This window comes from Luteimonas vadosa, from assembly GCF_039543545.1.
GTDB classification, from domain to species: Bacteria; Pseudomonadota; Gammaproteobacteria; order Xanthomonadales; family Xanthomonadaceae; genus Luteimonas; species Luteimonas vadosa.
The window spans coordinates 1,112,718-1,131,442 of sequence record NZ_BAABJY010000001.1 but is presented as its reverse complement, the minus strand read 5'-3'; the positions used below and the strand labels follow the sequence as shown (position 1 = coordinate 1,131,442).

Genomic DNA, 18,725 nt, shown 5'->3' with positions numbered 1-18,725 from the left:
GACCTCGAGGGCCTATCCCCGAACCCGACATCCCTGGCGAGGAGGCGACATGAGCATGGTCGGCGAATTCAGGCAATTCATCGCACGTGGCAACGTGCTGGACCTGGCGGTTGCCGTGGTCATCGGTGCCGCCTTCGGCAAGATCGTCACGGCCCTGGTCGACGGCATCATCATGCCGGTGGTCGGCCTGGCCATGGGCGGGGTGGACTTCTCGCAGCTCTACGTGGCGCTGGACGGCAACGAGTACGCCAGCCTGGCGGCCGCGCAGGAGGCCGCCGCGCCCGTCGTCACCTATGGCGCCTTCATCCAGACCATCGTCGATTTCCTGCTCGTGGCCTTCGTCATCTTCCTGGTCGTGCGGGCCTACAACCGCTTGCAGAAGCAGGAGGACGAAGCGCCGAAACCGCCTGCGGAGGACATCCTCCTGCTGCGTGAGATCCGCGACCAGCTCAAGGCGCGCTGAGCCGGGACCAAGGGTTGGCGTACAGGATTGACGGAGCCGCGGCTGCTAAGCTTTCGGCTTCTTTTCGATCGCCGACGGACCCCCGATGCGTTTCGCCTGCCTGCTGTTTTCCCTCGCGCTCGCCGCGCCCGCCGCCGCCCACAACCCGACCCGGATCCCGGACGCGGCCTTCGACACGGCGACACGATTGCGCGCGCAGGCACTCGCCGACGGTACCGCGTGGCAGGTCCTCGAATCGCTGACCACCGAAGTCGGCCCGCGGCTGGCCGGCAGCGAGGCCGATGCGCGTGCGGTCGCGTGGGCGAAGGCCAAGTTCGTCGAGCTGGGATACGACAAGGTCTGGACGGAGCCGGTCACCTTCCCCAAATGGGAGCGGCGCAGCGAGCATGCGGAGGTCGTCGGTGACCAGGCGCAGCCGCTCGTGGTCACGGCACTGGGCGGCAGCCCGGGTGGCACGGTGGAGGCGGAGGTCGTGCGTTTCGCCGACCTTGCCGCGCTGGAAGCCGCTGCGCCCGGGTCGCTCGCCGGCAAGATCGCCTTCGTCGACTACCGCATGGCCCGGGCCCGCGACGGCAGCGGCTATGGCCCCGGGTCGCGTGTGCGCAGCCGCGGGCCATCCACGGCCATCGGAAAAGGCGCCATCGGTTACCTGATGCGCTCGGCGGGCACCGATTCGCACCGCATGCCGCATACGGGGATGACGCGTTTCGACGAAGGGCTGACGCCGATCCCGTCCGCCGCGCTGGCCGCGCCGGATGCCGACCAGCTCGCGCGGCTGCTCGCGCTCGGTCCGACGCGCGTCCGGCTGGCGCTCGACGTCGGCTGGAACGGCGAATACACCTCGCAGAACGTCATCGGCGAAATGACCGGCGCCAGCAAGCCGGACGAGGTCGTGCTGATCGGCGGACACCTGGACTCCTGGGACCTGGGCACCGGCGCGATCGACGACGGCGCCGGCGTCGCCGTCACCATGGCGGCCGGCCACCTGATCGGCCTGCTCGACCGCCGGCCGGCGCGCACCCTCCGCGTGGTCGCCTTCGCCAACGAGGAGCAGGGCCTGCACGGCGGAAAGGCCTATGCCGAGGCGCATGCCGGGGCGGTCGCACGGCACCAGATCGTCGCCGAGAGCGACTTCGGGGCTGGTCGCATCTACGCCTTCAACACCAGCGCGCCGGATCACGCCAGGGCCGCCGTCGATCGCATCGCCCAGGCGTTGGCGCCACTGGGCATCGCCACCAGCGACAAGGGCGGCCCCGGCCCGGACGTCGGCCCGATCGCAGGCAAGGGCGCGGCCTGGGCGTGGCTCGGTCAGGATGGAACCGACTACTTCGACCTGCACCACACGCCAGACGACACGCTCGACAAGGTCGACCCGGCCGCCCTGGCGCAGAACGCCGCCGCCTACACCGTCTTCGCCTACCTGGCAGCCCAGGCCGAGGGCGGGTTCGGCAGCGCGCCGGCACCCGCGACGCAAGACTAGGTTCGTCGGGTCGCGCGCGGCAGCCGGCGGCGTGCCCGGGCGCTGCTGCCCCGGGCCTTGGCAGGGGCTTGTCGCTGCGCCGCTGGCGAAATGAGTTTCCGTGTGCCGGGTGTCTCCACGGTGGCCGTCATGGCCCGGCGCGTTGCCTAGCCGGTCAAGGCAAGCTCATTTCCTTCCGCCGCGCCATTGCGCGAGCAGCACCGCGGCGGCCGCGGACACGTTGAGGCTGTCCACCGCGCCACTGCCCGGGATGGACACCCGGAGGTCGCAGTCGCGCGCGAGGGCCGGGTCCATGCCCGCCGCTTCGGCACCGAGCACGTAGACGAGCCTTTCCGGCAGGCGTTGCGTGAACAGGTCCGCGCCCCCGCGCACCGCGGTCGCGACCAAGGCGAAGCCCGCGCCCTTGAGCTGGGCGATGGCGTCCTCCTCCGTGCCCATTCGCACCATGGCGACCGCTTCGGCGCCGCCTTCGGCCACGCGTGCCGCCGCGCCCGAAATCCCGAGCGGCGATTGCGCCGGCAACAGAACGGCCGCGCCGAAATGCGCTGCCGAACGCAGGAGGGCACCCAGGTTGTGCGGGTTGCCGACGCCGTCCAGCCACAGCGCGCACTGCGGACCGGGGGCCAGGCCGCCAAGCCATCCGGCCAGGTCGAGCGCGGGCTTGCGCAGGACATCGGCCACGACACCCTCGTGGTGGCTGCTGGACGCCAGTTTCCGCAGGTCGTCCTCGGGCACCACGCGATAGCCGATGCGGTGATCGACGCACCAGCGCAGCAGCGGCTGGAACTGGGGGATCCGTGCCTCGGACAAGTACAACTTTCGCAGCGCGTCCGGCCGCTGGGTGAAGACGGCCTGCACCGCATTGAACCCGTGGATGCGCAGCTCCCTGGCGACCTCGGTCCCCGCCGGAGCCTCCGTCGACGGATGTGGTCCGCCCGGCGTTCGATGGCGGGGCCCCCAGGGCGATGACTGCGGCGCCCGCGGCTTCGGTCCCCGCGTCCGCGGGCCGTCGCTCACCCCTTGCGATTCCGGTCGCGCCAGAAATCGGCATTCTTGATGCCCAGCGCATCGGGGTCGAACGTCGGGTCCTTGCCGGCTTTCTTCTGCGCCTCGTAATCCTTCAGCGCCAGCAGCGCCGGCTTCTGCAGGATGAGGATCGCCACGATGTTCAACCACGCCATCAACCCGACGCCGATGTCGCCCAGCGTCCATGCCGCGGTCGCCGTGCGCACCGCACCGAACGCCACCGCGGTGAGGATGGCGATGCGCAGCACCAGGATCATCCACGGCTTGTGCACGCGGCGGTTGATGTAGGCGATGTTGGTCTCGGCCATATAGTAATAGGCCAGGATCGTGGTGAAGGCGAAGAACAGCAGCGCCAGCGCCACGAAGGCCGCCCCGTAGCCGGGCAACACCGATTCGATCGCGTTCTGGGTGAAGCCCGGTCCGACCTCGACGCCGGGCAGGCCTTCGGCGAGCAGCGCGCCTTCGGGCCCGACCACGTTGTACATGCCGGTCGACAGGATCATGAACGCCGTCGCCGAGCACACCAGCAAGGTGTCGACGTAGACCGAGAACGCCTGCACGTAGCCCTGCTTGGCAGGATGCGACACCTCGGCCGCGGAGGCCGCATGCGGACTGGTGCCCTGCCCGGCCTCGTTGGAGTACACGCCGCGCTTCACGCCCCACGCCACGGCGACGCCGAGCATCGCGCCGAAACCGGCATCGAAGCCGAACGCGCTGCGCACGATCAGCGAGAACATCGCGGGCAGCCGCTCGTAGTCGAGCACCATCACCACCACCGCGACCAGCACGTAGGCCAGCGCCATGAACGGCACCACGAACTCCGCGACCTTGGCGATGCGCTTGACGCCGCCGAAGATGATCAGCCCGAGCGCGAACACCACTGCCCCGGCGGTCACGGCCGGCGCGATGCCCCAGGCGTTGTACATGCCGGCGGCGATGCCGTTGGCCTGCACGCCCGGCAGCAGGGTGCCGGTGGCGACGATGGTCACGACGGCGAAGATCCACGCGTACCAGCGCTGGCCCATCGCCTTCTCGATGTAGAAGGCCGGGCCGCCGCGGTACTGGCCGCTGTCGTCGACCTCCTTGTAGATCTGGCCCAGGGTGGATTCGACGTAGGCCGTGGACGCGCCGAAGAACGCCACCACCCACATCCAGAACACGGCGCCGGGACCGCCGAAGTAGATCGCCGTGGCGACGCCCGCGATGTTGCCGATGCCCACGCGTCCCGACAGCGAGATCGCAAGCGCCTGGAAGGACGACACGCCGGCCGCCGACGACTCGCCCTTGAAGATCAGCCGGATCATCTCCGCGAATCCGCGCACCTGCATGAAGCGCGTCCGGATCGAGAAGTACAGTCCCGCGCCCAGGCAGAGCGCGATCAGCGCGGTGCTCCAGATGATGTCGTTGAGGCCGTTGATCAACTGTTCCACAAGGCGTGCTCCGTTGGGATGGAAGCCGCGTCGCGGCGGGCGCGGGGCGGCAGAATCGCGTCCGATTCTCCACGATCGGGGCCGAAAGGCGAAATACGCACCGGGATCGCCGGCTCGGGCCGTCAGGCGTGTCCGCTGACCGCCGGCGTTTCGCGTTCGAGCCGCTCCAGCTTGTGCGCCACCGCGTCCGGGGATTGGGTATACGGCGCAAGCAGCGCGTAGAAGACCGGCACCACGAACAGCGACAGCAGGGTCGAGAAGGCGACGCCGGCGATCACCACCACGCCGATGGTCCCGCGACTGGCGGACCCCGGCCCGCCGGCCAGCACCAGCGGCATCGCGCCCATGATGGTGGCGATGGAGGTCATGAGGATCGGCCGCAACCGCACGCCGGCCGCTTCGATGATGGCTTCGCGCACCTGGCGGCCGTCGTCGCGCAACTGGTTGGCGAACTCGACGATCAGGATGCCGTTCTTGGCGGCCAGCCCGACCAGCATGACGATGCCGATCTGGCTGAAAAGGTTCAGCGTCCCCCCGGTCAGCAGCAGGCCGAGCAAGGCGCCCAGCACGCCCAGCGGCACGGTCAGCATGATCACGAACGGGTGGATGAAACTTTCGAACTGGGCCGCCAGCACCAGGTACACCACCAGCAAGGCCAGCGCGAACGTCAGCAGCACGGCGCCGCCTGCCTTCTGGTACTCGCGCGACTCGCCCTTCCAGTCGATCTGGGCATAGTCGGGCAATTCCGCGTCGACCGTGTCGCGCAGGAAATCCAGTGCCTCGCCCATCGTGTAGCCCGGCGCGAGGCCGGCGGTGATGGTAATCGCGCGCAGGCGGTTGAAGCGGTTGAGGCTGCCGGCCTCCGCCAGCTCCGTCAGCGTGACGAGGTTGGCCAGCGGCACGAGTTCGCCGTTGCGCGACCGGACTTCGACGGCCGTCAGGTCGCCTGGCGCTGCACGGCCTTCGCCGGCGGCCTGCAGGATCACGTCGTACTCCTCGCCTTCCTGCACGAAGGTGGTGACCCGGCGGCCGCCCATCATCGTTTCCAGCGCACGGCCGATGTCACTCACGCTCACGCCCAGGTCGGCGGCGCGCTGGCGGTCGATCTGCACCCGCATCTGCGGGCGGGTTTCCTTGTAGTCGGAATTGACCGAGAACAGGCCCGGGTTGGCTTCCATGCGCTCGATCATGATGTCGCGCCAGCGCGCGATCTCCTCGTACTCCGGGCCGCCCAGCACGATCTGGATCGGCTGTCCGCGGCTGCCGACCAGGCCGCCGCCCACGCGCGGCTGCGCCGACACGCCGGGCAGGCGGCCCAGGTCTTCGCGCAGGGACGCCGCGACCTCGGAGGTGTCCTGCTCGCGCTGGTCCCAGTTGCGCAGGAACACGATGACGCTGCCGGTGTGCATCTCCTCGCTCGCCCCGAAGCCGCCAGGCACGCGGGTGTTGTAGCGCTCGATCGCGCCCTGCTCGCCAACGCGCCCGGCGAAGATCTCCTCGACCTGCTTGATCTGCTCGACGGTGTAGTCGTAGCCCGCGCCTTCCGGGCCTTCGATCGACACGAAGAACGCGCCGCGATCCTCGGCCGGGGCCAGCTCGGACGGCACGATCTTGACCAGCGCATAGCTCAGCGCCAACGCCGCCAGCAGGGCGCCGCCGACCAGCCAGTAGCGTTCGAGGATGCCGCCCAGGGCTGCGCGGTAACGCACGCTCAAGGCGTCCAGCCGCGCAGTCACCCAGCGATGCATGCGGTTGGACTTCTCCTCGCTGTGCGGGCGCACCAGCTTCGAGGCCATCATCGGCGTCAGCGTCAGCGCCACGAACGCCGACAGCGCCACCGCGCCGGCCAGCGCCACCGACAGCTCACGGAACAGGCGGCCGGTGTTGCCCTCCATGAACCCGACCGGGAGGAACACCGCGACCAGCACGGTCGTGGTCGCGATCACGGCGAAGGCGACCTGGCGCGTCCCGCGCGCGGCGGCGACCAGCCTGGGCTCACCCAGATCGGTGCGGCGCTGGATGTTCTCCAGCACCACGATCGCATCGTCCACCACCAGGCCGATCGACAGCACCAGGGCGAGCAGGGTCAGCAGGTTGATCGAGTAGCCGAACAGGTAGAGCGGGACGAAGGCGGCGATCAGGCAGATCGGCACCGTGATCGCCGGGATCATCGCGGCGCGGAAGCTGCCGAGGAACAGCCAGATCACCAGCAGCACCAGCGCGATCGCCTCGGCCAGCGTCGCGTACACGCGCTTGATGGAGGCGTCGATGAACACGGTGGCGTCGTAGGCGACGAAGATGCGCGTGCCTTCGGGCAGCGACTTCTGGATTTCCTCCGCGCGCGCCTTGGCGGCATTCACCACGTCGAGCGCGTTGGCGGTCGAGGTCTTGATGATCCCCAGGCCGATGTTCGGCTGGCCGTTGCTGCGGTAGTAGGCGCGACGCTCGGCGGACTCCAGGGCGACCTTGGCGACGTCGCCCAGACGCACCACGTAGCCGTCCTCGCCCTTGCGCAGGGGGATCTGGGCGAATTCGGCCGGCGCGACGTAGCTGCGGGCCACGCGCAGGGTGAAGTCGCGCGTCCCCGATTCCAGGCGGCCCGCCGGCAACTCCACGTTTTCGGCGCGCAGCGCGCTCTCGACGTCGTTGGCGGTGATCCCGCGCGCAGCCATCGCAGCGCTGTCCAGCCAGATGCGCATGGCGTAGCGCTGGCGGCCGCCGATCCGAACCTGGGCGACGCCGTCCAGACTCGCGATCCGATCCACCACGTAGCGGTCGGCGTAGTCCGACAACTGCATGGTGTCCATCGTGGTCGAGCTCATGTTGAGCCACATGATGGTGTCCGAATCGCTGTCGGCCTTCTCCACCTCGGGCGGATCGGCTTCCTGCGGCATGCGGTCGGCGACGTCGCTGACCGCGTCGCGCACGTCGTTGGCCGCCGCCTCGATGTCGCGCTGCAGGGTGAACTCCATGTTCACCGATGCACGGCCATTGACGCTGCGCGACTGCAGGGTCTCAATCCCCTCGATGCCCGACAAGGCGTCTTCCAGCACCTGCGTCACGCGCGTCTCGACCACCGCGGCCGATGCGCCCGGATAGGTGACGTCGACCGAGACGATCGGCGGATCGATCGCCGGCAGTTCGCGCAGGGTCAGCCGGCTGAACGCCATGATGCCCAGCACGATCAGCAGCAGGCTCACCACCGTGGCGAACACGGGGCGGCGGATCGAGAGTCCGGAGAGATTCACCTGTCAGCCCGCGTTCCGCCGGCGCTCCCGCGTCCGTGGAGGGGCGGGGGTCGCGGCAGGCACCGCGGCTTCGGCCTCGACGACCTTGCTTCCCGTGCGCAGCTTGCCGGTGCCGTCGACGACGATGCGATCACCCGCCTCCAGTCCCGAGAGCACCTCGACGCGGCCGTCGTCGCGCCCGCCGACCTGGATCGGCACCTGTTCCACCGCATCCCCGGCGCCGACGCGGTAGACGAAGGATTCGCGACCCACCTGCACCACCGAGATCTCCGGCACCTGCAGCGCCTGCCGCTCCGGCCGCTGCAACCGCACCTGCAGGAGCATCCCCGGCTTGAGCACCTTGTCCGGGTTCGGGAAATCCGCGCGCACGTTGACCGCGCGCGTGGCCGGATCGACCCGCGCCTCGACCGTGCTCACCGTCCCCTCGAACTCCCGCCCGGAATAGGCATCGCTGCGTCCGAAGACGCGCTGCCCCGCCGCCAGGTGGGCGAGCTGCCCTTCGGGCACGGGGAAATCCACGAACACGCGTCCGATGTCGTCGAGCGTCGCGATCACCGTCCCCGGCGTCACCAGCGCACCGGGACTGACGCGGCGAATGCCGAGCACGCCCGCGAATGGCGCGCGGATCGTGCGATCGCCCAGGTTCGCGCGGATCTCGGCCACGCGCGCCCGGGCGGCGTCCCGTGTCGCGCGCTGGCTGTCCAGCGAGGCACGCGCGATGAGTTGCTGCTCGGCCAGTTCGCTCTGGCGGCGCAGCAGGCGGTCCGCCTCCTCGGCGGCCGCCTGTGCCGCGACCAGGGAAGCCTGCTGCTGCTGGCCGCTGAGCGTGACCAGGGGGGCACCCGCCGCGACCTCGTCGCCGCTGTCGAAATGCACGCGCTGCACGGTTTCGCTGACCTTGGCGGTGACCGAGACGGATTCGCGAGCCGTGGCCGTGCCCAATGCGGCGATGGTGTCGTTCCAGGGGGCCATGCGGACGATGGTGGTCGTCACCGGGACGGCCGGCGCCTCGTCGCGACCGCCACGCTCCGTGGCCTGCTTGTCGCCGCAGGCCGACGAGGCGAGCAAGGCCAGCAGCAACAGGCTGGACGATGCGAATCGCCCCAGGGACCTGTTCGCATGGGGGATTCGGGAAGCGTTGGGCGGGGTCATCTGGCCGATTCTAGCCGTCCATGCCGTCTTCCACCCGTGACATCAGCAATGGGCTGGCGTCGCGATCCATCGTCAACCGCCACGCAGGGCGCGCGTTACGCAGGGCGCTGGCCAACCGGTCCCGAAGCGGGCATCGCCGTCGTCCCGCCCCCCCGCCGGATGCACCATCGCGCTACGCTCGCGCCGCCGTCATCCAATCCCCCGGAGTCCCCCATGATCCACGACAGCATCCTCGACACCATCGGCCGTACTCCCGTCATCCGCTTGCAGCGCATGGCGCCCGCCAACGTCGCGCTGTTCGCCAAGGTGGAATCCTTCAACCCCGGCGGATCGGTCAAGGACCGGCTGGCGCTGGCGATCATCCTGGACGCGGAAGCCAAGGGGCTGCTCAAGCCGGGCGACACCGTGGTCGAGGCGACCTCCGGCAACACCGGCGTCGCGCTGGCGATGGTCTGCGCGGCGCGCGGCTACAAGTTCGTCGCGACCATGGCCGATTCGTTCTCGATCGAACGCCGCAAGCTGATGCGCGCCTACGGCGCAAAGGTCATCCTGACCCCGGCGGCGGAACGCGGCAGCGGCATGGTGCGCAAGGCCGAGGAACTGGCCGAGAAGCACGGCTGGTTCCTCGCGCGCCAATTCGAGAATCCCGCCAACCCGGCGTACCACCGGCAGACCACCGCCGCCGAGATCCTGCGCGATTTCGCCGGGCGGCGCCTCGACCATTTCGTCACCGGCTGGGGAACCGGCGGCACGCTCACCGGCGTCGCCGAAGTGCTCAAGGCAGCGCGGCCCGAGGTCAAGGTCACGACATGCGAGCCCGCGGTCGCCGCGCTCCTGCAGGGCAAGGAATGGTCGCCGCACAAGATCCAGGGCTGGACGCCGGATTTCGTGCCGAAAGTGCTCAACCGCGATGCCGCCGCCCAAGTGCTGTCGATCGACGACGCCACCGCCATCGACCACGCACGCCGGCTTGCGACCGAGGAAGGCATTTTCGTCGGCATCTCGGCCGGCGCGACCATCGCGGCCGCCCTGGAAGTCGCCCGTTCCGCGCAGGACGGCGAAGCGATCCTGGCGATGTTGCCCGACACCGGCGAGCGCTATTTCTCGACGCCCTTGTTCGAGGGCGTCAACGAAGGCTCGGACGACGACTGGCTGGCAGGACTGCCGTAGCGTCGACGGGGGTCCGTCCTGGCGCATCGTCGGCCGTGCACGCCGGGGCGCCCGTTATCCTGCCCAGTGCTCCAGCAAGCGGCTGAACGCGCCCACAGCCAATTCGGCCCAGACCGCCACCACCGCGCCAAGGATCGCCACGCCCAGCCACGGGCGGTGCGAACGGTTTTCGAGCTTGCGCGCCACGACTTCGTAGGCCACGCCGGCACCGAACAGCAACAGCCCCATGGCGAGGAAATCCAGCGGCCCCCAATGCCAACCGTCTCCTACCGGCCGTCTCCGGTGGAGCCACGACATGACCAACGGAACCAGCAGCACGGCCACCGTCGCAATGGCAGGCCGGAGCAAGAGGCGCTTTTGCATCGGGTCGCTCGAATCGGGGCTCGAGCAAGATTATCGCCCTGGATCGTCTGGCGACAATGCAGCCACGACCAGCGGCGCCCTGTGCCTGTCCGGGATGGGGGATCGGGATTCAGGCAGCGCCCGAGAACCACCACCATCCTGCGGCCGCCGTCGCGACCAGGGCCAGGAGGACCAGCCACCGGAGCCCGCCGCGATCGCCTTCGACCACCGTCGGCACCCGCGCGCCGTCATTGCTGGCGGCGTCGCGAACGGCGTCGGCCCCGGTCTTGCTCCGGAAGCGCGGTATCCCTTCGACGGCTTCCTTGGCTTCCTTCAGGCCGAGCCCCGGATTGGCCTCGCGCACCAACTTGATCGCCGCGATGAGGTTCCCCGATTCCAGGGCAGCGGCCGCCTCCGGCGGGAAGGCGATGCCTTTCTCCTGCAGGGCGGCCGCGACCACGATGGCCGCCTGGCCGTCACGCAAACCGTCGTGGCGCGATTCCACTTGGTTCCCGGACGCGGCCTCAGGCCGCCCGGTCCCAGCGTCCCTGTGCGGCCAGGCCGTTGTCGCGGGCACGCGCGTAGACGGTGTCCTGCGCCTTGCCGACGTTGCCGGCCAGATCCTTCGACCACAGCTCCAGCGCCGCGGACTGCATCGCGCGACCGTAGGAGAACGACAAGGGCCACGGGTTCGGGCCCATCCGGTTCATCGCGTCGAGGTGCGCGGTGGCGTCCTCGTCGCTCTGCCCACCAGACAGGAAGACGATCCCGGGCAGGATCGCCGGCACGGCGGATTTCAGGCACATGAGGGTCGCCTCGGCGACTTCCTCGACGCTGGCGCTTTCACCGCTGTCCTTGCCGGGCAACACCATCGACGCCTTGAGGATGGTGCCCTCGAGCATGACGTTGTGGTTGTACAGCGCATCGAACAGCGCGCGCAGGGTCACCTCGGTGACTTCGTAGCAGGTCTCGATGTCGTGGTCGCCGTCCATCAGCACTTCCGGCTCCACCATGGGCACGATGCCCTGCTCCTGGCACAGCGCCGCGTAACGCGCCAATGCATGCGCGTTCGCCTCGATGCAGGTGCCAGACGGGATGTCCTCGCCGATGTTGATCACGGCGCGCCACTTGGCGAAACGCGCCCCCAGCCCGTAGTACTCCTTCAGTCGCTCGCGCAGGCCATCGAGGCCCTCGGTGACGACTTCGCCGGGGAAGCCCGCCAGCGCATGGGTGCTCTTGTCGACCTTGATGCCCGGGATGATCCCGGCATCGCGCATGACCTTGGTGAAGGGCACGCCGTCCTTCGTCGACTGGCGCAGGGTCTCGTCGTACAGGATCGCCCCGCTGATGTAATCCCCCAATTTGGGCGTGGTCAGCAGCATTTCGCGGTAGGCGCGACGGTTCTCCTCGGTGTTCTCCACGCCCACGCCGGACAGGCGCTTGGCGATGGTGCCGGTGGATTCGTCGATGGCGATGATGCCCTTGCCCGGGGCGACCATGGCCAGGGCGGTCTCGGCGAGTTGTTCGATGCTCATGCGGGTCCTGCGGAAGCGGCGGGAAAGGAGCGGAATTATAGCCCCTCGCCTCGATCCGACCTATCCCGCGGCTGTCGCCACCGCCCGCTGCCCCGATGTCCGGCGCGCGGGGCCCGAGGGTGGCGCGACGCCCGGGGTGGCGCCCCCTGCAGCGAGCTACAGTTCGCCCAGGCCTTCGGCCTTGCCGTCCTCGCCCACGCGCAGCAGGCGCAGGGTGTTGGTCGCGCCGCGGTGCTCCATGTGGTCGCCGCTGGTGAAGATGATGCGGTCGCCCTCGGCGAGCAGTCCCGCGTCGAACAGCTGCTTGGTCGCGTCCCGCGCGGCCTCCCGGGTGGCCAGGCCGCGGGTCCCGAAGGCGACGGGGAACACATCGCGCATCATCGCCATGCGCCGGCGCGCGCCGACGTGCGGGGAGAGGCCATAGATGGGTACGCTGGAGCGGAACCGGGACAGGTAGCGCGCGGTGCCGCCGGACTCCGTCATCGCCACGATTGCCCGCACGCCGATATGCTCCGACAGGAACATCGACGCCATCGCGATCGCCTGGTCGGCGCGCTGCAGGCCGCGCTCGGCCTGCTCGAAGTCGGTGTCGTGGGCGAACTGCTTCTCGGCCCCGATGCAGATGCGCGCCATCGCCTCGACCGCCTTGAGCGGATGCTTGCCGGCCGCGGTTTCCTGCGACAGCATCACCACGTCGGTTCCGTCGATGACCGCGTTTGCGACATCAAGGACTTCGGCGCGGGTCGGGATGGGCGAATCGACCATCGACTGCAGCATTTGCGTCGCCGTGATCACGACCCGGTTCTGCGCCAGAGATTCGCGGATGATCTTCTTCTGCAGGCCGGGCAGCTCGGCGTCGCCGATCTCCACGCCCAGGTCGCCGCGCGCGACCATCACCACGTCGCTGGCCTCGACGATCTCGGACAGGTTGTCGATCGCCTCGGCGCGCTCGATCTTCGCCACCAGCGCGGCGTCGCTGCCGTGAGAGCGCGCGATCCCGCGCGCCCGGTGCATGTCGGCGGCGTTGCGGCAGAACGACACCGCGATGAAGTCCGCTCCCAGGTCCGCGGCGGCGGCGATCAGGGTTTCATCCTGTTCGGTCAGGGCCCCCAGGGACAAGCCGCCTCCCTGCTTGTTCAGGCCCTTGCGGTCGGAAAGCACGCTGTCGTTGACCACCTCGGTAACGATGCGCTCCCCTTCGACCGCCTCGACCCGCAGCTGGACGACGCCATCGTCGAGCAACAACAGGTCGCCCGGCGCGACGTCGCCGGGCAGGCCGAGGTAGCTGACGCCGACCTGGGTGGCGTCGCCCGGGGGCGCGTCCCCGCTCGCGACAAGGTCGAAACGGTTGCCGGCCTTGAGCTCGGCACGTCCGCCCTCGAATTTCTCGATGCGGATCTTCGGTCCCGGCAGGTCGACCAGGATGCCTACCTCCATGCCCAGCCGTTCCGCCGTCTCGCGCACCGCGCGCGCGCGCCGGCGCTGGTCGTCGACGGCGCCGTGCGAGAAATTCAGGCGCACCACGTCGACGCCGGCGCGAAGCAGGGCTTCGAGCACGCCTTCGCCGTCGGTCGAAGGGCCGAGCGTGGCGAGGATGCGCGTGCGGCGGCGATGTTCGGGCATGAGTGGCCTCCTGACCGGAACGCTAGCACAGGCATGCCAAGCACCGACCGTGCGCCAAGCCGGCGCCCGGTTCGATCGGCAAGCGCTCAGCGATCGGTTTCGATGTACGCCTTTTGCGAACGGTAGAGCGCCAGGCGCGCCGCGTAGCCCTCGTCGATCGCCACCGGATCACCACCCTCAGGTGCCGCGGGCAAATTCGCCTGGAATTTGCGAACCTGCTCGAGCGCGCGCGCCTGGAGTTCGCCGGCCCGAGCGAAATCGCCCGTGGCGGCGTGGCAAGCAGCGACGGTGTCCAGCTCCGGGGCGCCCATGGCCTCCAGGTCGCCCATCTTCGTGGTCACTTCCAGTCCGCGCGCGGCATCGCGCACGTCGTCCTGGGGCGACGTGCACAGCGCCCACGCCAGGTTGTTGGCAACCACTTCGGCATCCAGGTCCATGGCCTGGGTCAGCAGTTCAATCGCGTGCTTTCGCGCCTCGGGCGTCTTTTTCGAGTAGGTCAGCCAGCTGGCGTAGCCGGCATAGGCCTCGACGTGCCTGGCGTCCATGGCCTTCCGGATCCAGCGCATGCCTTCGGCCTCGCCATCCTTGCCGAAATCGCCGGAAAGATAATGCAGCCCCAGCATGGTTTCCGACTCATGGTCGCCCTGCTCGGCGTCATGCAGGAGCCACGCCTTGGCGCGCTCCGGCGCCTTCTCCATCGCACGTCCCTCGATCGCCATCCCGGCCAGCCGCCGGCGTGCCTCGGCGACGTCGTCGTCTTCGGCAAGGCTGGTGTAGACCCGGAGGGCAGTCTTCTGCTCGTCCTGTATGCCGCTGCGGCCGTATTCCATGACCCCGGCCACATCCAGCAGCGCCTGGATCTTCCCCCTGTCGACGGCCGGCAACAGCCAGAACACCGCGTCGCGCCATTTGGCGGCTTGCTCGCTCAGGTAGGCCATGTAGCGCATGGCGCGCTCCTCGCCCCCATGCGCGGCGAGGGACAACGTCTCCGCCGCGGCCGCGGTGTCCTTGGCGATGCCGTCACCCTCGGCCAGCATGAAGCCGTAATCCGCCTGGGCCCCAGGGTCGCCCGCCTGCGCGGCGCGCTGCAATGAATCCCTCGCCCGGGCATCGTCGCCAGACTTGCTGAAGTAGGCCGCCAGCAAGGCGTAACCGGCGCCCAGGCCGTTCTGGTCCTGGCGTGAGAGATGGGCGATCTCCTCCCCCGACAGCACCGGCTTTTCGGTCCGTTGGATCCGGTTGCGTAGCACCTCGCTCCGGATATTCACGTTGCCTGCCACCATCGCCCGCTCCACCAGCGCGTTGATGCCCGGCGACGGCGGCTCCTCGTGGCCGGCCAGCCACAGCGACACGTACTCGGACGTCGCGCCTTCCCGCGGCCAGATCCGGTTGGCAGCAACCAGCAGGGCATCCGCGGCGGTCTGGTTGCGGTCGATCCCGATGCCCTGGGCGTATGCGTATGCCAGCAAGGCCATGGGCAATGCGTCGCGCTTCTCTGCCTGCGGGAGAAGCGCATCCACCAGTCCGTCGCCGCACTTTTCGAATGGGCTCGATTCGCATGCCACGAGCCATGCCCGGGCGGATAGGATGCCGCCGGCTTCGGCCGCGGGTCGCAGCTTCGCCACCTTGCCTTCCGCGGACGGCTGGAACCCGGCGTCGCGGATGGCCTGCACATCGATCGCCAGGACCTGGTCGCTTTCCAGTTGCCCTTTCAGGAAGGCATCGGCGAGCACGTCGCGCTGGTAGGGAAAGCCACTGTGGGTGTCGTCGCGACTCATGGCGTAAGCCGAATCCACCACGTCGAATGCCATGTGCCGCTCGACTTCATCCTCCGGATCCCACGCCGCGACCACGAACGGGAAGTGGCGCGCCGGCCTCTCGTCCCGGTAGTACTGGTAGGCTGTTTGCATACCGAGCCGGTGGACCAGTGTGTAGGCGTCCTGGAACGCGAGCACCCGGATCGGCTTCGCGGACTTGCCTTCATCGGCCTGCGCTAGCGCTTCGCGCGAAACCTGGTCGAGCAATTCGGCCTCGGCCGCCGCAGCGTCCGCATCGCCCATGGCCTCCGCGCACAGCACCGCGGCGTGGCGGATCGCGATGCTCACCGGCGCGGTCCTGACCGCTTTCGACAGGTCCCCGCCGCGCTTCCTGCACGCTTCGACGTCGATCGAGTCAAGCGCGTAACCCATTTCCGAAAGCAACTCGTAGCCGGAGTAGACCCGCTCGAGATTGGCCTCGGCACGCATTTTCTCCCAGGCGGTGGCAACGTCGAACGCCCCTTGCGACTTGTCCTGCCCCGTCGTCGTGGTCGAACCGAGCAGGGCCGCGACCGCCAAAACCGCTGCCATGCCATCGCGCACGGCCATGCATTTCCCGTTCAACCGCCGTCTCCCTCTTCAAGCACGCTCTTGAGCAGATCCTTCAGGCGCTTGCCGCGCTCCGCATCGTCGAGGGACGCCGGAACCCGAAAGCGCAGCGTCGCCGACAGGCTGTCGCGCACCTTCCTCATTTCCTCGAGGTGGCTGGCCGTGCCTGCGGCATGGATGTCGTAATCCTTGACCTCCAGCTCATGGACGATGCGGGCGTTGCGCCCCTCGACGCCGGCCTCGCGCCGATAGTCGAATGCCGCCGCCTTCAGGTGCTTGGATTCCTTGCCGAAGGTGGGACTCCATTGGTCCGGGATCGTGAACTGGACCTCCTGCCGGTACTTGCCCGGGGTTCCGAAGTACAGCGGGCCGGTGCGCGACAGGCTGGGCGGCAACGCCGCCAGCGAGTCGAGTGCATCGGCGCGCACCGAAAGCGCCTTGGTGGCCGCGCTCGTGGCTTCGAACGGGGCCGCCAGCAGATAGGATTCCTCGACCTTGATGATGTTGGCCTCGCGATCGTCCGAAATCCGGGGCTCCTCCACCATCCGCAGCTCGCCGAAACGCTTGCGGTAGAACTCCGCGTAGCGGCGCGCCATTTCGTCGCGCCGTTCGGAGGCCTGGCTCTTGCGGATGTGGTCGGCGGAACTTCCCCGGTAGACCGTCGAGATGTCCAGCCTCACGCCGTTGCCGTCGGGGGCATGCGCGTAGCGTTCCGCGACCTCGACCCCTGCGATCGCTCCCGCAGGCGGCGCGATGGTCTCCAGGGCGACGACGCCATCCCGGACCGGGAGCGCGGCACCGTATCGGCTCAAGTCGTAACGGGTGGGGTCCCCACCCTGCTGGGACAGCGTGGGATCGACCCACACCGGCTTACCGGCGAGTTCGGCTCGCACGATCACATGATTGAACACGTAGGCGCTGGGCTTGAAATCCAGGATCAGCCGGCCGCTGTCCGTCGACACGAGCGCGGGCGCGGCGGCGATGCCGAGTCGCGCCAGGATCGTCGTCAGCAGGTAGGCCTTGTCCTTGCAGTCGCCCCGCCGGCGCCGCCACGTATCCATCGGCGGGACCGGGCGGTGGGTGTTCTGTCCCATCTCCACCCCGAAGTACCGGACTTCGTCCTGCACCGCGCGCAACGCCGCCGTCAGCCTTGCCTCCGGCGTCGGCAGCTTGCGCCACTCGGCGATGCGTTGCTCCAGATCCGCCGGCAGCGAATCGTCGGCCGGATAAAGCGGCATCGCCCATGCGACCACGTCCGACCATGACCGCTTGGCGCTGACCTGCGCCCGCGGATACGGATCGAACCACACCGGGTAGTTGTCCTCGTAGACGACGACCGGGAGGCCATGGGCGTGGATCGTCGCTTCGGAAGCCGTATCGCTGTTGCGCAGAACGGGTTCCGGCACGCCCTTGACGCGATACACGTCGATGGCCGTTCCCGGGTCGTGCAGGACGCGCAGGCGGGCGTCGAGCAAGGGGTTGCGCCACGCGAATGCCATCGAGTCCGAGGCCTGGCCTTCGAGCACGGGGTTGCTGCCGGCGATGGTGTAGCCGAAGCGGACGACGTCGTTGACGCGGATATCGTCGAGCACGATCAGCGCGGTGACCTGCCCATCGGCCAGGTCCTCCTCGAAGCGTCCCTCGCGCCGTGCCAGCGAAATGTGGTCCGGCAACAAGCGATCTTCCCAGGCGCCGTTCCGCCGCAGCTCGACGCGATGGATGGTCAGGCGCTGGTATTCCGGGTTGAAGTCGATCTGGTAGCGACCTGCATCGCCGAGCAGCGAGGCCGTGCTCGCCTCGTACGCGTACTCGACGTAGGCCTCGTCGCGACCCTGGCGGCGGTCGACCTGCCGGTCGTACAGCCAGAAGCGCCATGGCGCACCCTTCGCGCCGGGCGCGGTCGCATCCCAGGCGTCCGGCAGCGGTTGGCGCACCACGAAGGCGGGCTCGGGCGCCACGAAGTACCGGAAATCGCCGCGCTTGTGTTCCACTTCCGACGCCTGCAGCGAAGCGGCAAGCAGCCAGACCAACATCCCTGTCATCCAACGCATTCTCACGATCCCGTTCCCCTGGATTGGCGCGAGGCTACTACAACGTCCGGGCGCCGGACAGGGCTCCACTGCGCGGACTTCGCCGCCGGCCGCGACTCCCGCAAGACAGCCAACGACGCCCGCCATCGCGCGGAGCGTTTCCGGCCGGCGAGGTTGGAGACCAGCTGAACGCACCGCTATCCTAGGCGGCACCCCGGCCCGAGCTCCCCGCATGCCGTACGACCTCAAGGCCACCCTGCAGGGCCTGCCGGACTTTCCTCGCCTGGAAGGACCTCGCGTGCGGCTCCGGGGTCCGCGGGACCAGGACACCGATGCCTTGTTCGCGGTGTTTTCCGATCCCCGGGTGATGCGCTACTGGAGCCGGTCGGCGATGGCCACCCCCTCCGAGGCGGCGGCGCTGATCGTCGAGATCGGCGAGCGCTTCGAGCAGCGCGAGACCATCAACTGGGTGGTGGCCGACCTGCAGGACGACGCGGTGATCGGTACCTGCACGCTGTACCAGTTCAGCCCCAGGCATCGCCGCGGCGAGATCGGCTACACCCTGCGTTCCGACCTGTGGGGGCGCGGGCTGGCGCGCGAGGCCGTGGCGCTGGCGGTCGACTGGGCGTTCGACGTGCTCGCCCTGCATCGGGTCGAGGCCGACGTCGATCCACGCAACGAGCCGTCGCGCCGCTTGCTCCAGGCGCTGGGTTTCCGCAGCGAAGGCGTGGCGCGCGAGCGGTTCTTCGTCGAGGACCAGCCCACGGATTCGGAATGGTTCGGCCTGCTGGCCGCCGACTGGCGCAAGCGCAACGCGTAGGTGCGCCCACCCATTCCGATTGCCGAAGAACTAGGACGTC

The 18,725-nt window shown here is 69.1% G+C and carries 14 protein-coding genes; 4 read left to right on the top strand and 10 right to left on the bottom strand.

Annotation, left to right across the window (positions count from 1 at the left end):
- Positions 1-49 precede the first annotated feature (49 nt).
- Both mscL and ABD970_RS05100 read left to right on the top strand, forming a co-directional pair.
- Positions 50-463, top strand: a complete 414-nt coding sequence (gene mscL / locus ABD970_RS05105; protein ID WP_345294396.1) for a large conductance mechanosensitive channel protein MscL — start codon at positions 50-52, stop codon at positions 461-463.
- Positions 464-548: 85 nt separating this feature from the next.
- Positions 549-1,943: a M28 family peptidase gene (locus tag ABD970_RS05100; RefSeq protein ID WP_345294395.1), complete on the top strand. Its 1,395-nt coding sequence runs from the start codon at positions 549-551 to the stop codon at positions 1,941-1,943.
- 165 nt (positions 1,944-2,108) lie between these two features.
- Here ABD970_RS05100 and ABD970_RS05095 read toward each other — a convergent pair whose 3' ends face one another.
- From ABD970_RS05095 to ABD970_RS05080, 4 genes are all read right to left on the bottom strand, one after another.
- Entirely contained in the window at positions 2,109-2,960 is an 852-nt protein-coding gene (locus ABD970_RS05095; RefSeq protein ID WP_425563040.1) for a TrmH family RNA methyltransferase, read from the bottom strand.
- Positions 2,957-4,399 (bottom strand): alanine/glycine:cation symporter family protein, encoded by a 1,443-nt coding sequence (locus tag ABD970_RS05090; protein WP_345294394.1) that lies wholly within the window; start codon positions 4,397-4,399, stop codon positions 2,957-2,959. The genes ABD970_RS05095 and ABD970_RS05090 overlap by 4 nt, the downstream gene beginning before the upstream one ends.
- Positions 4,400-4,521: 122 nt before the next feature.
- The gene (locus ABD970_RS05085) at positions 4,522-7,647 is read right to left on the bottom strand and encodes an efflux RND transporter permease subunit (protein WP_345294393.1); all 3,126 of its coding nucleotides are present in this window, start codon (positions 7,645-7,647) and stop codon (positions 4,522-4,524) included.
- Positions 7,648-7,650: 3 nt separating this feature from the next.
- A complete protein-coding gene (locus ABD970_RS05080; protein WP_345294392.1) occupies positions 7,651-8,799 on the bottom strand; it encodes an efflux RND transporter periplasmic adaptor subunit in 1,149 nt (382 codons plus the stop codon).
- 213 nt (positions 8,800-9,012) lie between these two features.
- On the opposite strand from ABD970_RS05080, the gene cysK reads away from it, so the two are divergent.
- Positions 9,013-9,969, top strand: coding sequence for a cysteine synthase A (cysK, locus tag ABD970_RS05075; protein WP_345294391.1), 957 nt, complete (start codon positions 9,013-9,015; stop codon positions 9,967-9,969).
- 54 nt (positions 9,970-10,023) lie between these two features.
- Here cysK and ABD970_RS05070 read toward each other — a convergent pair whose 3' ends face one another.
- The 6 genes from ABD970_RS05070 to ABD970_RS05045 all read right to left on the bottom strand — a co-directional run bounded on the left by ABD970_RS05070 (position 10,024) and on the right by ABD970_RS05045 (position 17,877).
- The gene (locus tag ABD970_RS05070; RefSeq protein WP_345294390.1) at positions 10,024-10,332 is read right to left on the bottom strand and encodes a hypothetical protein; all 309 of its coding nucleotides are present in this window, start codon (positions 10,330-10,332) and stop codon (positions 10,024-10,026) included.
- 109 nt (positions 10,333-10,441) lie between these two features.
- Positions 10,442-10,816, bottom strand: a complete 375-nt coding sequence (locus ABD970_RS05065) for a ribosomal protein L7/L12 (protein ID WP_345294389.1) — start codon at positions 10,814-10,816, stop codon at positions 10,442-10,444.
- A gap of 19 nt (positions 10,817-10,835) precedes the next feature.
- Complete coding sequence (locus ABD970_RS05060) at positions 10,836-11,846, bottom strand: class I fructose-bisphosphate aldolase (RefSeq protein WP_345294388.1); 1,011 nt, start codon at positions 11,844-11,846, stop codon at positions 10,836-10,838.
- Between the two features lie 156 nt (positions 11,847-12,002).
- The gene (pyk, locus tag ABD970_RS05055) at positions 12,003-13,469 is read right to left on the bottom strand and encodes a pyruvate kinase (protein ID WP_345294387.1); all 1,467 of its coding nucleotides are present in this window, start codon (positions 13,467-13,469) and stop codon (positions 12,003-12,005) included.
- 86 nt (positions 13,470-13,555) lie between these two features.
- Positions 13,556-15,835 (bottom strand): tetratricopeptide repeat protein, encoded by a 2,280-nt coding sequence (locus tag ABD970_RS05050; protein WP_345294386.1) that lies wholly within the window; start codon positions 15,833-15,835, stop codon positions 13,556-13,558.
- An 11-nt stretch (positions 15,836-15,846) separates the two neighbouring features.
- Positions 15,847-17,877 carry a DUF3857 domain-containing transglutaminase family protein gene (locus ABD970_RS05045; RefSeq protein ID WP_345294385.1) on the bottom strand — a complete coding sequence of 677 codons (2,031 nt, stop codon included), beginning with the start codon at positions 17,875-17,877 and terminating at the stop codon, positions 15,847-15,849.
- Positions 17,878-18,097: 220 nt separating this feature from the next.
- Here ABD970_RS05045 and ABD970_RS05040 point away from each other — a divergent pair, with 220 nt between their 5' ends.
- Positions 18,098-18,685 (top strand): GNAT family N-acetyltransferase, encoded by a 588-nt coding sequence (locus ABD970_RS05040; RefSeq protein ID WP_345294384.1) that lies wholly within the window; start codon positions 18,098-18,100, stop codon positions 18,683-18,685.
- Positions 18,686-18,725: the final 40 nt, after the last annotated feature.

Excerpts from the sequence above, each read along its gene's own strand:
- mscL (WP_345294396.1), top strand. The coding sequence starts at position 50 with ATGAGCATGGTCGGCGAATTCAGGCAATTCATCGCACGTGGCAACGTG.
- ABD970_RS05100 (WP_345294395.1), top strand. The coding sequence starts at position 549 with ATGCGTTTCGCCTGCCTGCTGTTTTCCCTCGCGCTCGCCGCGCCCGCC.
- ABD970_RS05080 (WP_345294392.1), bottom strand. The coding sequence starts at position 8,799 with ATGACCCCGCCCAACGCTTCCCGAATCCCCCATGCGAACAGGTCCCTG.
- cysK (WP_345294391.1), top strand. The coding sequence starts at position 9,013 with ATGATCCACGACAGCATCCTCGACACCATCGGCCGTACTCCCGTCATC.
- ABD970_RS05070 (WP_345294390.1), bottom strand. The coding sequence starts at position 10,332 with ATGCAAAAGCGCCTCTTGCTCCGGCCTGCCATTGCGACGGTGGCCGTG.
- ABD970_RS05060 (WP_345294388.1), bottom strand. The coding sequence starts at position 11,846 with ATGAGCATCGAACAACTCGCCGAGACCGCCCTGGCCATGGTCGCCCCG.
- pyk (WP_345294387.1), bottom strand. The coding sequence starts at position 13,469 with ATGCCCGAACATCGCCGCCGCACGCGCATCCTCGCCACGCTCGGCCCT.
- ABD970_RS05050 (WP_345294386.1), bottom strand. The coding sequence starts at position 15,835 with ATGGCCGTGCGCGATGGCATGGCAGCGGTTTTGGCGGTCGCGGCCCTG.
- ABD970_RS05045 (WP_345294385.1), bottom strand. The coding sequence starts at position 17,877 with ATGACAGGGATGTTGGTCTGGCTGCTTGCCGCTTCGCTGCAGGCGTCG.
- ABD970_RS05040 (WP_345294384.1), top strand. The coding sequence starts at position 18,098 with ATGCCGTACGACCTCAAGGCCACCCTGCAGGGCCTGCCGGACTTTCCT.